The organism is Streptomyces sp. CA-249302 (genome assembly GCF_050936785.1).
Lineage (GTDB): Bacteria > Actinomycetota > Actinomycetes > Streptomycetales > Streptomycetaceae > Streptomyces.
On the sequence record NZ_JBNJMG010000001.1, the window covers coordinates 3563205 to 3577459 of the forward strand.

A 14255-nucleotide genomic window follows, 5' to 3' on the forward strand; every position below is an offset into this window, starting at 1 on the left:
TGTTCGCCGCCATACTGAACCGATCGGTCAAGAAAACAGGGGAGAACATGACCAGGACGAACATGACCGGGACGCGTTTCACCGGCAGGACCGCTCTCGTCACCGGCGCCGGCTCGGGGATCGGCCGGGCGATCGCGCTCGCGTTCGCGGCGGAGGGGGCGCGGGTCGTCGCCGCCGGGCGTCGCCCGGAACCCCTCGACGAGACGGTCCGCCTGATCGAGGAACTGGGCGGCAAGGCGCTCGCGGTGACGGCCGACGTCTCCCGTGCCGCCGACGCCGAGGCACTGGTCCGCGCCGCCGCGGAGCACTTCGGCTCCCTCGACGTGGCCGTCAACAACGCGGGCGTCTTCCGTGGCGGGCAGCCCTTGGCGGACCTGCCGGAGGCCGACTGGCGCACCCAGCTCGACACCAACGTCACCGGCGTGTTCCTCGCCATGCGGGCCCAGATCCGGGAGATGCGCGCACAGCCGTCCGGCGGTGCGATCGTCAACATCGCCTCCACCTTCGGCGCGCACGCGCGCGTTCCCGGCGCCGCCGCGTACGCCGCCACCAAGGCCGCCGTCTCCGCCCTGACCAGGGCCGCCGCCCGCGACCACATCCGCGAGGGCGTCCGGATCAACGCGGTCAGCCCCGGCGCGACCGACACCCCCATGTCGCTGCGCGCGGGCGAGACGGAGCCGGACCGCGCGGAGCGGGCCGCGGCCACGCTGCCCCTGGGCCGGATCTCGACCACCGACGAGATCGCCGCCGCCGTCCTCTACCTGGCCTCGGACGACGCGTCCTCGGTGGTGGGCACCGACCTGGTGGTGGACGGCGGCGCGACGGCGTGAGCCGGGTCAGCCGACGGTGAGGGTGAGGGCGCCCGTGTAGGTGGCCCCCGTTTCGAGCGCGGTTGCCGTGCCGTCGACCGTGAGGCCGACGGTCGTACCGTCCGGCGCCCGCACCTCGGCATCCGCGTCGAGAACCAGCTTCGTCAGATACGACGTCCCCGTGACCGTCCAGACCGAGCCCGCCCCCAGCTGCACGATCACGCCGTTGTTGATCGCGGGCCGCGCGGTGTTGGTGACGTGGCTGAGCTGCGCCCACTCGGCGGAGGTGATCGTGGAGACCGCGTGCGCGGAGGCGCTCGCCGAGATGACGCCCTCGACGCTGCTGCCGGCGAAGGAGAGCACGAGGTTCTTGCCGGTGCGCATGGCGTTGTAGAAGTCGCCCTGGAGCGCGATGCCGGTGAAGGAGGCGGTGGCGTCGGCGGTGTGCTCGGCGCTGGTGTCGAAGCTGTCGTCCCGGTCCGGATCCCCGGTCGGTTCGGTGTAGACGCCGTCGATGGAGCCGGGGTTGTCGGTCTCCATGATCTGTACGAGGACGCCGTTGCCGGCGTGGAGTTCGGCGCCCTGGGAGCCGTCGACGGTGACGGCCATCTGCACGGCCTTGTCGAGGAACATGGTCTCGGCGGTGGAGAACCGGGTCCCGCCGCTGATGTCGACGGACCCGCCGTCCCCGCTGTGCCACATCACGCCGAAGCCACGTGAGGTGAGGGTGCAGGGGCGGGCCTCGATGGCCGCCAACTCCCCTTCACCCAGGCCGAGTTCGAGCTCCTCATTCAGCGCTGCCACCGCCTCCGCCGTACTGTCGCCGAACACGACGGGACTGCCCGTCGAGATGGCGACCCAGGTGGCCACGTCGAAGTCGGTGCCGAGGAAGAGGTCCTGCTGGGTCTTGCCGTCGGCGTAGGTGCCGTAGCCGGAGTCGCCGGTGATGGTGACGGAGGAATTGACGGTGGTGAGGCGGGAGTTGCTGACCGAGTCGGTGGACAGGACGCCCCACTGCTCGGAGGAGATCGCGGAGTTGACGTAGGTGGCCCTGGTGTTGGTGCCGATGACGTTGGTGGCGCGGATGTCGCCGGTCAGGCCGAGCCGCCAGGGCACGGTCAGCATGTTGGCGCCGCCCGCGGGCACGTAGTCGTCGGGGAGGACGCCGTTGCGGGCGCGGATACGGGAGTTCTTGACGACGACGTTCGCCCCGTCCCGCGCGATCAGCGCACTGCGCACCACACCCCGGGTGTCGATGCGCGCTCCGTCCACGACCAGCCGGGTGCCCTCCCCCGCGCCGGTGACGGCGGCGCCGTAACTGGCGAAGTCGCAGCGGCCGTTGCCGTCGAAGGCGACCCGCAGATCCTCCAGCGCGTAGTCGGCGCCGTCGGCCACGAAGAACCCGTTGAACGCCTGGGCCTCGGAGACGAGGCCGACGTCTCTCGCGTACGCGTCGGTGAGCCGGCCGCCACGCACCGCGGACAGCACGGAGTTCTCCGCGACCACGCCCGCGGAGCCGACGTAGACGGCCTGCCGGAGATGGAAGGTGTAGCCGGCGAAGGTCACCAGGTGCTCGACGGCCGGGGTGAGGACGACGTCGCCGCGGTAGGTGCCCGGCGCGATGAGGGTGGTCACGCCGTAGGTGCCGTCGAGGGCGGAGCCGGTCTCGACGCCGTTCACGGTGAGGGTGATTATGTAGCCGTCGGGGGCGGTGAGTTGGGCGCCCTCCTCGACTACGAGCAGGTCGAGCCGGGTGGTCCCGGTGACGACCCAGGTCTCGCCCGCGGCGACGGTCCTGCGTCCGCCGGTCCCGGCCTGCGCGGTGGCCGGGGCGAGGAGAGTGGGCGCGGCGGCGAGGGCGCCGACGGCGAGCAGGGCGCGGACGCGCGAGCGCATGGTCGGCTGACGGATGGCTTCAGACATGGGGCAACTCCCGTGCGCCGTACGGCAGTTCATACGGCGGTCGACTCCAGGGGGACGGACGTGCCGGAGGTGCGACAGGGAGTGAAGCAGCGCGTGGGAGACCGCAGAAGGGAGTGGCTCCTGTGAATCGGGCGGTGAGCCATGGCCGTCCGGGATGGAAACCATTCGGCCGCCGAGGACCGGCCATGGACTCACACCGCTGGCGTCACACCACTGGCGTCACACCACTGCCTTCACACCTTCAGGACGTCGCACGAGACCCCGGTCAGCTCCTCCGAGGCGGCCCAAAGCCGTTCCGCCGCCGTGTCGTTGAGGGTCCAGGGCGCCCGCCAGGAAGGCGCCGGCGCGCCGCGCCACATCAGGAACGACGGTCCGGTGAAAGAGTCCGGCCGTACGTCGGGTGCCGTCGCGGCGTACAGCGTGGGCAGCGCGCCGGCCTCCGCGGACTGTGCGATGACCCGGTTGCCGAGCTCCATCGCCCAGCCGGCCAGCCGGCGCCCCTGCATCCGGGGGGCGGCGCCCTGGAGGTTGGTGGCCGCGTACCCGGGGTGCGCGGCGGCCGCGACCACGTCCGCCCCGTGCGCCGCGAGCCTGCGCGCCAGCTCGTGCGTGAACAGCAGGTTGGCGGTCTTCGAGCGGGCGTAGGCGGTCCAACGCCGGTACCGGCGCTCGCTGTTGAGGTCGTCGATGTCGATGTTGGCCAGCGCGTGCACCTCGCTGGAGACGGTCACGACCCGCGCCCCGGGCGAGCCGAGCAGCAGCGGCAGCAGCCGTCCGGTCAGCGCGAAGTGCCCCAGGTGATTGACGCCGAACTGCGTCTCGAACCCGTCCGCGGTCGTCCCGTACGGCAACGCCATCACCCCGGCGTTGTTGACGAGCAGATCGACCCGGTCGTACGGGAACCGATCGGCGAACTCCCGCACGGAGCCCAGATCCCCGAGGTCGAGCCGCGCGAACTCCGCCAGCGCGCCCGGTATTTCACCCACGATCCGGTCGGCGGCCGCACTCCCACGAGCCTCGCTCCGGCACGCGAGCACCACCCGCGCCCCCTTGCGGGCCAGCTCCCGCGCGACGACGTGACCGAGCCCGCTGTTGGCCCCGGTGACGACGGCGACACGGCCGTCCTGCTCGGGGATGTCCTTCAGGCTCCAGGCACACATGGCAGGCTCCCCTCCGCTACCGGACTCGACCGCCTCCCAGCTTCCTCCGCCCGCTCCACGAAGGCCAACTCACCCGGCGGCGGCCCACCCCGCGTACGTCTCCTCGCCGTCCCCGCCGCCCGTCTCCCGCGACCAGTGCAGTCGCGCGTACGTCCCCCCGTGGGCAAGCAGTTCGTCATGGCGCCCGGTCTCGACGAGCCGCCCCTCCTCCACGACCAGGATGCGGTCCGCGTCCGGGGCCAGGCCCAGATCGTGGGTGATCATGATCGTCGTACGGCCCGCCATCAGCCGCCGCAGGGGCTCCACGATGCGGCGCGCGGCCATCGCGTCGAGGCCGGTCGTCGGCTCGTCGAGGACCAGGACCGGGGCGTCGCGCAGGATCGCGCGGGCGATGGCGAGGCGCTGGAGCTGACCGCCGGAGAGCTGGGCGGAGTTGGGGTCGATCCAGGTGTCGTAACCCTCGGGAAGTGCGGCGACGAAGTCGTGCGCGTCGGCCGCCCGTGCCGCCTCCTCGATCGCCCGGTCGCTGGCGCCGGGGCGCCCGCAGGCGATGTTGGCGCGGACGGTGTCGTGCAGGACGAGGGTCTCCTGCGGGAGCAGGGTGACGTACTCGCGCAGGCGGTCCAGGGAGAAGTCGCGCAGCGGGACGCCGTCCAGCGTCACCTCGCCCGCTTCGGGGTCGTAGAAGCGGAGCAGGAGCTTGGAGACCGTGGACTTGCCGGCGCCGCTGGGGCCGGTGAGTATCACCAGTTCGCCGGGGTGGGCCGTGAAGGAGAGGCCCATGAGGGCCGTGGTCTCGGCGCCCGGGTAGCGGAAGGAGACGTCCCTCATTTCGACGACGCCGTCGGGGCGTCCGGTCTGCCGGCCGGAGTGGGCCGGATCGGTGACGGCGGGCCGGGTGTCGAGGATCTCGACGAGCCGTTCAGCGCCGGCCGTGGCGGCGGTGACCAGGAGTCCGAGCTGGGCGAGGCTGCGGACGGGCGGGTAGAGGTAGCTCAACAGGGCGGCGAAGGACAGGAGTTGGCCCAGGGTCATCTGGCCCTCGGATATCTCCCAGACCCCGATGCCGATCACGGCGAGGACGCAGACAGTCTCGATGACCTGGACGAGCTGTCCGTACGCCTGGTTGAGGCGGGCCGAGCGGACGGCGGCCCGGAACCACGCCGACGCCTCCCGGCCGAGCCGACGGCGCTCGGCGTCGTGGCGCCCGTACGCCTGGGTGAGGACGAGGTTGCCGAGCGACTCCTCCACGACGGACGTGACGGCCCCGTCCGCGACCCGGCCCTCGCGGGCCACGGCCTTGACGCCGGCCGAGAACCTCCGGGCCGCGAGCCAGAACAGCGGGGCGAGCACGAAGGTCGCCGCCGCGAGGTCCCAGCGCAGCCAGAACGCGGCCGCCGCGTAGAAGACGGCGCTGAACAGCGCGGACGCCGTGCCGATCAGCCCGGAGACGGCCATCTGCTCGATGGCCTCGACGTCGCCGGTGAGCCGGGAGAGCAGATCGCCCTGCCGGTGGAGCTGGAAGAAGTGCGGGGGCAGCCGCTGCACATGCTCGAACACGTGCTCGCGCAGTCTCATCACGAACCGCTCCGACACCCATACGGCGAGGGAGCCGCCCGCGTAGCCGATCGCGGCGCCCAGGACGGCGATGACCAGCCACTGCACGGCCTGGGTCCAGAAGGCGTCGAGAGAGCCCTTCTGCAGGGCGTTGTCCGTCAGATCGCCGAACAGGAGGATCGCGGAGGTCTCGGCGAGCGCGCCGAGTACGGTGCACAGCCAGACGACCACGAGCCAGCGGCGCAGGCCCCTGGTCATGGGCCAGAAACGGCGGAATGCGGCTCGGGCGGTGAGGAAATGGAAGCCGGAGGCGACGGAATTCCGGATCACCGGAAAACCGTATTCGGACAGCTCCATATCCGGCGGTATTTCACGTGGTAAATGATCCCACGAGGATTCTTCGGACGTTTTCATATTTCTCCCGGGAGGGCCGCCGGAGAACCGGCGGCCCTCCCTTGCCACCTGGGCTTTCAGCCTCAGGCGCCCGGCTGCTGGGGCGCCGGATCACCGGGGCGCGGGCGCCTGCGGCGCTGCTGGGGCGGGGGCGGGGGAACCTGACCGGGGTTCGCGTTCACGTTCGGGTCGGCGTTCCCGTTCCGGCGCGGAACAAGCGGTGCAACTACCCTGAAGGCCATGACGGACTCCTTTCGAGTTTGCGATCACGGGCGATCCCGTCGCCCGATGAGAAAGAAGTTAACACGCCCCTGTGCGAGGCGAACGGAAAACTCGAAATTAAGGGCAGGAATGAAAGCTGTGAAAACCTTGGCATTTCCTGGGTGGGCACACAAGAAAAGGCGTTTTCCCACATCAACGAGAGGGCGGCACCCCCCGCACGGGGTGCCGCCCTCTCTCCGGTGGTCGCCGTATGGTCTAGCGGTGGTCGCTGCCCGCCGACTGGGTGGCCGCGCGACCCGCCTCCAGGCGGGCGACCGGGATGCGGAACGGGGAGCAGGAGACGTAGTCCAGACCCACCTCGTGGAAGAAGTGCACCGACTCCGGGTCACCGCCGTGCTCGCCGCAGACGCCGAGCTTCAGGTCGGGCCGGGTCTGGCGGCCCGCCTCCACGGCGGACCTGACCAGCGAGCCCACGCCGTCCCGGTCGATCGTCTCGAAGGGGCTGACGCCGAAGATGCCCTTCTCCAGGTAGGCCGTGAAGAACGAGGCCTCCACGTCGTCCCGGCTGAAGCCCCACACCGTCTGGGTGAGGTCGTTGGTGCCGAAGGAGAAGAACTCCGCCGCCTCCGCGATCTGCCCGGCCGTGAGGGCGGCGCGCGGCAGCTCGATCATCGTGCCGATGGCCAGCTTCAGCTGCACGCCCGTGGCTGCCTCGACCTCGGCGATGACCTGGTCGGCCTCCTCGCGCACGATCTCCAGCTCCTGGACGGTGCCGACGAGCGGGATCATGATCTCGGCGCGCGGGTCGCCCTTGGCGTTCTTGCGCTCGGCCGCGGCCTCCGCGATCGCCCGCACCTGCATCGTGAACAGACCCGGGATGACCAGGCCCAGACGCACACCGCGCAGCCCCAGCATCGGGTTCTGCTCGTGCAGCCGGTGGACGGCCTGGAGCAGGCGCAGCTCGTTCTCGTGCGGGTCCTTGCGGGACTCGGCGAGGGCGACGCGCACCGACAGCTCGGTGATGTCCGGCAGGAACTCGTGCAGCGGCGGGTCGAGGAGCCGTACCGTCACCGGCAGGCCGTCCATCGCCGAGAACAGCTCGACGAAGTCCTGCTTCTGGAGCGGCAGGAGCTGCTTGAGGGACTCCTCGCGCTCCTCGTCGGTGTCGGCGAGGATGAGGCGTTCCACCAGCTCACGGCGGTCGCCGAGGAACATGTGCTCGGTACGGCAGAGACCGATGCCCTGCGCGCCGAAGCGGCGGGCGCGCAGCGCGTCCTCGGCGTTGTCCGCGTTGGCGCGCACCCGCAGCCGGCGCTTGCGGTCGGCGAAGGCCATGATCCGGTGCACGGCCTCGACCAGCTCGTCGGCGTCCTGGGCGCCCGCGTGCATCCGGCCCTCGAAGTACTCGACGACCGGGGACGGTACGACCGGCACCTCGCCGAGGTACACCTTGCCGTTGGACCCGTCGATGGAGATGAGGTCGCCCTCCTCCACCACCTGCCCGCCCGGCACGGTCATCCGCCGCCGCTTGGTGTCGACCTCCAGCTCCTCCGCACCGCACACACAGGTCTTGCCCATGCCACGCGCGACGACGGCCGCGTGCGAGGTCTTGCCACCGCGACTCGTGAGGATGCCCTCGGCCGCGATCATGCCGTCGAGGTCGTCGGGGTTGGTCTCCCGGCGGACCAGGATGACCTTCTCGCCCGAACGCGACCACTTCACGGCGGTGTACGAGTCGAAGACCGCCTTGCCGACCGCCGCGCCCGGCGAGGCCGCGATGCCCCGGCCGACCTTCTCCACCTTCGCGTCCTCGTCGAAGCGCGGGAACATCAGCTGGGCGAGCTGGGCGCCGGTGACGCGCTGGAGCGCCTCGGTCTCGTCGATCAGCCCCTGGTCCACCAGCTGGGTCGCGATCCGGAAGGCGGCACCGGCGGTCCGCTTGCCCACCCGGGTCTGGAGCATCCACAGCTGCCCGCGCTCGATGGTGAACTCGATGTCGCAGAGATCCTTGTAGTGGTTCTCCAGGGTCTCCATGATCTGCATCAGCTGGTCGTACGACTTCTTGTCGATCTGCTCCAGCTCCGCGAGCGGCACGGTGTTGCGGATGCCCGCGACGACGTCCTCGCCCTGGGCGTTCTGGAGGTAGTCGCCGTAGACGCCCTGGTGGCCGGAGGCGGGGTCGCGGGTGAAGGCGACACCGGTACCCGAGTCCGGTCCGAGGTTGCCGAAGACCATCGAACAGACGTTGACGGCCGTACCCAGATCCCCCGGGATCCGCTCCTGGCGGCGGTAGAGCTTGGCGCGGTCGGTGTTCCAGGAGTCGAAGACCGCGTGGATCGCGAGGTCCATCTGCTCGCGCGGGTCCTGCGGGAAGTCCCGCCCGGCCTCCTTCTTGACGATCTTCTTGAAGGCGGTGACCAGCTTCTTGAGGTCCGCGGCCTCGAGGTCGGTGTCGACCGAGACCTGCTTGACCTCCTTGGCCTTGTCGAGCGCGTCCTCGAAGAGCTCGCCGTCGACGCCCAGGACGGTCTTGCCGAACATCTGGATGAGGCGGCGGTAGGAGTCCCAGGCGAACCGGTCGTCGCCGGCCTGCTTGGCGAGGCCCTGCACGGACTTGTCGGAGAGCCCGATGTTCAGGACGGTGTCCATCATGCCGGGCATGGAGAACTTGGCGCCGGAACGGACGGAGACCAGCAGGGGGTCGTCGGCCTGGCCGAGCTTCTTGCCCATCCGCGTCTCGAGGGCGTCGAGGTGCGCACTCACCTCGTCACGCAGTGCCGCGGGCTCCTCGCCGCTGTCGAGGTAGACCTTGCAGGCGTCCGTCGTGATCGTGAAGCCAGGGGGAACGGGAAGCCCCAGGTTGGTCATCTCGGCGAGGTTGGCGCCCTTGCCGCCCAGGAGGTCCTTGAGGTCCTTGTTTCCCTCGGTGAAGTCGTAAACGAACTTCGCTGCGTGGGGTTCTTTGTTTTCCGACACGGGTCTCGACTCCCTCGGGACGCGGTGGCTGCCCTGACGGGCAGGAACATACCCAGATCAAAGGCGTCTGGGTACGTCTACTCACGCGTCATGCGCCTGTAACCACTCGTCCGCCAGCGGATCGAAAGTCAAAGCTCGGCAAGCAACCAACCGCTTATGTTTTCACTTCTTGAACGCAGCACTGCCCACAAGGGCGGTTTTCCGCTCATCTGAGCAGCCCTCAAGCGCATCTGATTTCGATCGATGAACGATCAAAGGGTGGCACTCGGTGCCACCCTTTGGAGAAGTGCAGTCGCCCAAGATCCGCTCATCCGAGCGCACCCCTTATCAGGCGTGGCGAGAATCACGCTGCCACAGCGGGCCGGATTTCACCATGCGGACGGCCCCCGGACCTGCCTCAAGACCGAAACACGGACGTCACACACCCATCGCCAGCAGCCGTTCCTCGGCCCGCTCGGGCGCGTAGAGATGCTCCACGACCAGCGCACCGGCTCCCACCAGCCCCGCCCGCTCCCCGAGCCGCGAGGTGACCACGTCCAGATGGGCCGTGGAGCGGGGCAGCGCCCGCTGATAGAGGAGCTCGCGCACCCCGGTGAGGAAGGGAGTTCCGGCCAAATCCCCGGCGATCATCAGCACCCCGGGATTGAGCAGCGTCACGACGGTCGCGAGTACGTCCCCCACCTGCCGCCCCGCCTCCCGGGCGAACCCCACCGCCTCCGGATGCCCGGCGGCCAACAACTCCCGCACATCCGAGCCGGAGGCGGCCGGCACCCCGGCCTCGGCAAGCCGCCGCGCGACGGCCCCACCACTCGCCACCGCGGCCAGACACCCGTAGGAGCCACACCGGCAGAGCGCCTCGGCACCGACCCGGATGTGCCCGATGTCCCCGGCACCCCCGTCGGTCCCCCGATAGATCGCCCCGCCGACCACGACCCCCGCACCGATACCGGTCGACACCTTGACCAGCACGAACGCCGAGCAGTCGGCATAGCCGGCGCGCTGCTCGCCGTAAGCCATGAGGTTGGCGTCGTTGTCGACGAGCACCGGCACCCGGCCGGAACCGCTGTGCTCGGCGAAGGCCCTGGCCAGCCGCCCTCGTATGTCGTACCCGTCCCAGCCCGGCATGATCGGCGGCTGCACGACCCGCCCGGTCTCGCTGTCGACGGGCCCCGGCACGGCGAGTCCGATCCCGCAGACCTGGTCGGGCCGCCGCCCCGCCCTGGGCAACAACTCGGCGAACCAGCGGCCGAGTTCGCCCAGTACGGCATCCGGCCCGTCCTCGACGACGAGAACCCCGGCGTGTTCGGCGAGCAGTTCGCCGGTCAGGGTGAGGACGGCGGCGCGGGCGTGCCGGGTGTCGAGGTCGGCGGCGAGGACCACCGCATGCTCGTCGTCGAACTCCAGGGTGATGGAGGGCCGCCCGCCGAGCGGCGAGTCCACCGGACCGCCCGCCCCCTCCCGCAGCCACCCGGCACGGAACAACCGGTCGAGCCGCTGGCCGACGGTGGCGCGGGACATCCCGGTGACCTGCTGGAGGGCTCCGCGCGTGGTCGCGCGTCCGCTTCGCACCAGTTCGAGCAGATCTCCGGCACTCGCCTGTCCTCGCCCGGCCATGCGCACCCCCTTGTGTTTCTCAAGCTTGCATTACATATTGAGTTTTGCGTGTTAAATAGACGTAACCCTACGGTAGCCACGACCGAACCGGTCGGCCGGACGTCTTCGGGGAGCCCCGAGTGGATCGCACTGCCCAGCTCATCAGCCGTGCCTCAGAGCACCTCATTGCATACGATCCACCACCCGTCCCCGACCCGCTGCACGTCGCGGCCTCGCGCGTCCTGGAGGACAACTGGACGGGCGCCTCCACGGTCCCGTCCCGCAGCCTGTACCCGCACCAGTGGTCCTGGGACTCGGCGTTCATCGCGATCGGCCTGCGCCACCTGTCGCCGCTACGGGCGCAGACGGAGCTGGAGACACTGCTGTCGGCCCAGTGGGGGGACGGCCGCATCCCGCACATCGTCTTCAACCCCTCCGTCCCGCTCGACGCGTACTTCCCGAGCCCCGACTTCTGGCGCTCCTCGACCGCGGGGCGCGCTGCGGGCGCCCCGCGCACCGTACAGACCTCGGGCATCGTGCAGCCACCAGTGCACGCGCTCGCGGCCTGGCTGGTGCACTGCGCCGACCCGGGCCTGTCCCGGGCGCGCGGCTTCCTGGCCCGTCTCCACCCCAAACTCGCCGCCTGGCACCGCTACTTGCTGCACCGCCGCGACCTGGGCGGAGCCGGCCTGGCCTCCGTCGTCCACCCCTGGGAACAGGGCATGGACAACAGCCCTTGCTGGGACGCCCCGTTGAGCCGGGTCACACCGGCCCCGGCCCGCTCCTTCCGCCGCGCCGACCTGGACCACGGAGCCGCCGAGGACCGCCCGACGGACCTCGACTACGGCCGCTACGTACGCCTGGCGACGGACTACCGCGACGCCGGCTACGCCGACGGAACATCCCGATTCGCCGTGGAGGACCCGGCGTTCAACGCCCTGCTCATCGCCTCCGAGCACGCCCTGGCCCGCATCGCCGCCGAACTGGGAGCGACCGCCACGGCCCGCCACGCCCGGGCGGAACGCCTGACGACGACGCTGGTGAACCGCCTCTGGGACCCGGCGACACAGATGTTCCTCTGCCGCGACCTGCACAGCCGCAGCCTGATCCCCGAACTCGGCGTCTCCGGCCTGATCCCCCTCCTCCTGCCCACGCTCCCGCGCGAGATCGCCACAGCGCTGATCGGCACGGCCCGCGGCCCCCACTTCGGACTGGGCGGAACCACTCGCCTCCCCCCGTCCTACGACCTCCTCGGCGAGGCCTTCGATCCGCACCGCTACTGGCGGGGCCCGGCCTGGTTCAACACAAGCTGGCTGATCGAACGCGGCCTGCGCACGCAGGGCGAACCGGAACACGCCGACGCACTGCGCACGGCCCTCCTCTCCACCGCCGCCACCTCGGGCTTCGCCGAGTACGTCGACCCGTACACGGGCGAGCCCTGCGGTGCACCCGACTTCAGCTGGACCGCCGCGCTCGCGCTGGATCTGCTCCATGTGCGCCCCGAGGACGGCGTGTCCTCAACCGCCACCGGCACGTTCGACATGAGTGAAAAGGGAGGGATCCGGGGATGAGTGACCGGCAGCATCTGCTCGTGCACGGCGGGACGTTCGCGGCCGTGGGCGACAGCGGGGACATCAGCGGCGTCCGGGGGTCCGGCTCCCCGGACGGGTTATTCGTGCGCGACGCCCGGCACCTGAGCCGTTGGCAACTGACGGTCGACGGCGCGGTGCCGGAGTCGCTCACGCCGGTCGCGGACGGGGACACGGCACGCTGTGTCCTCGTCCCGCGCGGCGGACGCCAGGAGCCCCCGCGTACACGATCTTCCGCGAACAGGCGGTAGGAGAAGCCGCGTTCGTCGAATCGATCCGCATCACCAGCAACCGCCCCACCCCCACCACCGTCCGCCTCGCGCTCACCGCGGACGCCGACTTCACCGACCAGTTCGAACTCCGCTCCGACCACCGCACCTACACCAAGATCGGCGCGACCCGCTCCCGCCAGGTCCTGGACGACGGCGTGGAGTTCACCTACCAGCGCGGCGAATGGCGCTCCTGTACGACGGTCACGGCCGAGCCCGCCCCGGACGCCGTCGAAGAGACAGGCACAGGCGCCCGCCGCCTCGTCTGGACCCTGGACCTCCCCCCGCACGGCACCACACACCTCACCCTCCGGGTGATGGCAAGGCCGCACGGCGACAAACGAGCCCTACGAGTCCCGGCCTCCCCCGCAGCCATGACCGAACAACTCCTCTCCCTGGAGGGCGAGTTCGTGGAGGGCGTCGCCTTCCCGACCGGCTGGCCGGAGCTGGCGGCGGCCTGCGCCCGAGGCCTCGCCGACCTGGCCTCGCTCCAGGTCCCCGCGACGGGCCCGGACGGCGAGGAACTCCGCGTCCCCGCCGCAGGCGCCCCCTGGTTCCTGACCCTCCTGGGCCGAGACGCCCTGCTCACCTCCCTCTTCGCCCTCCCCTACCGCCCCCAGCTGGCAGCCGCCACCCTCCCCGCCCTGGCCGCCACCCAGGCGACCGAGACGAGCACGGACTCCGTGGCCCAGCCCGGCAAGATCGTGCACGAGGTACGCCACGGCGAGCTGGCGCACTTCGGCCAGGTCCCGTACGCCCGCTACTACGGCTCGGTGGACGCGACCCCCCTCTTCCTCATCCTCCTCGGCGCCTACACCGAACACACAGCCGACACGACCCTCGCCCACCGCCTCGAACCCCACGCCCGCGCGGCGATCGGCTGGATGCTGGACCACGGCGGCCTCACCTCCCGCGGCTACCTCGTCTACCGCGCCGACCAGGGCGGCCTCGCCAACCAGAACTGGAAGGACTCCCCCGGCGCGATCTGCTCCGCCGACGGAACCCGCGCCACCGGCGCGGTGATGGCGGCCGGAGCCCAGGGCTACGCCTACGACGCCCTGCGCCGCACAGCGTGGATGGCCCGCACGGTCTGGTCGGACGAGACCTACGCGGCCCTCCTGGAACAGGCGGCAGCCGACCTCCGCGACCGCTTCCAGCAGGACTTCTGGATGCGGGACCGTTCCTTCCCCGCGCTCGCCCTGGACGGCGAGGGACACCAGCTCGACGCACTCGCGTCGGACGCCGGACACCTGCTCTGGTCGGGCCTCCTCGACAAGGAGTACGGCGAGCTGGTGGGCCGACGCCTGCTGGAACCGGACTTCTTCTCCGGCTGGGGTGTACGCACCCTCGCCGCCGGCCAGGCGGCGTACCACCCCCTCTCCTACCACCGCGGCTCGGTCTGGCCGCACGACAACGCACTGATCACCCTCGGCCTGGCCCGCTACGGCCTGCACGACGAGGCCCGGTCGGTCGCACACGCCCTCGTCGACGCGGCGACCGCGACGGGGCATCGGCTGCCGGAGGTCATCGCCGGGTACGGGCGGGACTCGCATGCGGAGCCGGTGCCGTATCCGCATGCGTGTGTGCGGGAGGCTCGGTCCGCGGCGGCGCCGCTGGCTTTGTTGACGGCCGTCGGGGGCGCCTAGTCGCGGGGCGGATGAGGTGCTTGGCGACCGCGGGGCCCGTCGTGGCTGGTCGCGCCCACGCGGCGGAGCCGCAAATTGATACAGCCCCGCGCCCCTTGGCGGCGTTGACCAGCCGTTT

At 70.9% G+C, this 14255-nt stretch carries 7 protein-coding genes and 1 pseudogene; 3 read left to right on the forward strand and 5 right to left on the reverse strand.

All coding sequences use genetic code 11. The features are described 5' to 3' along the window. The first annotated feature begins 62 nt into the window (after positions 1–62). On the forward strand, positions 63–830 hold the full coding sequence (locus ACQEWB_RS16005) for an SDR family NAD(P)-dependent oxidoreductase (protein WP_432843841.1): 768 nt from the start codon (positions 63–65) through the stop codon (positions 828–830). Positions 831–836: 6 nt separating this feature from the next. Here the strand turns inward: ACQEWB_RS16005 and ACQEWB_RS16010 are convergent, their stop codons facing one another. The 5 genes from ACQEWB_RS16010 to ACQEWB_RS16030 all read right to left on the reverse strand — a co-directional run bounded on the left by ACQEWB_RS16010 (position 837) and on the right by ACQEWB_RS16030 (position 10654). Beyond that, positions 837–2732, reverse strand: coding sequence for a hypothetical protein (locus tag ACQEWB_RS16010; protein WP_432831395.1), 1896 nt, complete (start codon positions 2730–2732; stop codon positions 837–839). Positions 2733–2965: 233 nt separating this feature from the next. Continuing rightward, positions 2966–3892, reverse strand: a complete 927-nt coding sequence (locus tag ACQEWB_RS16015; RefSeq protein ID WP_432831397.1) for an oxidoreductase — start codon at positions 3890–3892, stop codon at positions 2966–2968. A gap of 69 nt (positions 3893–3961) precedes the next feature. Further along, positions 3962–5707 (reverse strand): ABC transporter ATP-binding protein, encoded by a 1746-nt coding sequence (locus tag ACQEWB_RS16020; protein WP_432843843.1) that lies wholly within the window; start codon positions 5705–5707, stop codon positions 3962–3964. 612 nt (positions 5708–6319) lie between these two features. Further along, positions 6320–9040, reverse strand: a complete 2721-nt coding sequence (ppdK, locus tag ACQEWB_RS16025; protein ID WP_432831399.1) for a pyruvate, phosphate dikinase — start codon at positions 9038–9040, stop codon at positions 6320–6322. 417 nt (positions 9041–9457) lie between these two features. Further along, positions 9458–10654 carry an ROK family protein gene (locus tag ACQEWB_RS16030; RefSeq protein ID WP_432831401.1) on the reverse strand — a complete coding sequence of 399 codons (1197 nt, stop codon included), beginning with the start codon at positions 10652–10654 and terminating at the stop codon, positions 9458–9460. A gap of 119 nt (positions 10655–10773) precedes the next feature. On the opposite strand from ACQEWB_RS16030, the gene ACQEWB_RS16035 reads away from it, so the two are divergent. Then, the gene (locus ACQEWB_RS16035; protein ID WP_432831403.1) at positions 10774–12204 is read left to right on the forward strand and encodes an MGH1-like glycoside hydrolase domain-containing protein; all 1431 of its coding nucleotides are present in this window, start codon (positions 10774–10776) and stop codon (positions 12202–12204) included. Next, a pseudogene (locus ACQEWB_RS16040) lies at positions 12201–14137 on the forward strand (amylo-alpha-1,6-glucosidase). Before ACQEWB_RS16035 ends, ACQEWB_RS16040 begins: the two are co-directional and overlap by 4 nt. Positions 14138–14255 lie beyond the last annotated feature (118 nt).

Excerpts from the sequence above, each read along its gene's own strand:
- ACQEWB_RS16005 (WP_432843841.1), top strand. The coding sequence starts at position 63 with ATGACCGGGACGCGTTTCACCGGCAGGACCGCTCTCGTCACCGGCGCC.
- ACQEWB_RS16030 (WP_432831401.1), bottom strand. The coding sequence starts at position 10,654 with ATGGCCGGGCGAGGACAGGCGAGTGCCGGAGATCTGCTCGAACTGGTG.
- ACQEWB_RS16015 (WP_432831397.1), bottom strand. The coding sequence starts at position 3,892 with ATGTGTGCCTGGAGCCTGAAGGACATCCCCGAGCAGGACGGCCGTGTC.
- ACQEWB_RS16020 (WP_432843843.1), bottom strand. The coding sequence starts at position 5,707 with ATGACCAGGGGCCTGCGCCGCTGGCTCGTGGTCGTCTGGCTGTGCACC.
- ACQEWB_RS16010 (WP_432831395.1), bottom strand. The coding sequence starts at position 2,732 with ATGTCTGAAGCCATCCGTCAGCCGACCATGCGCTCGCGCGTCCGCGCC.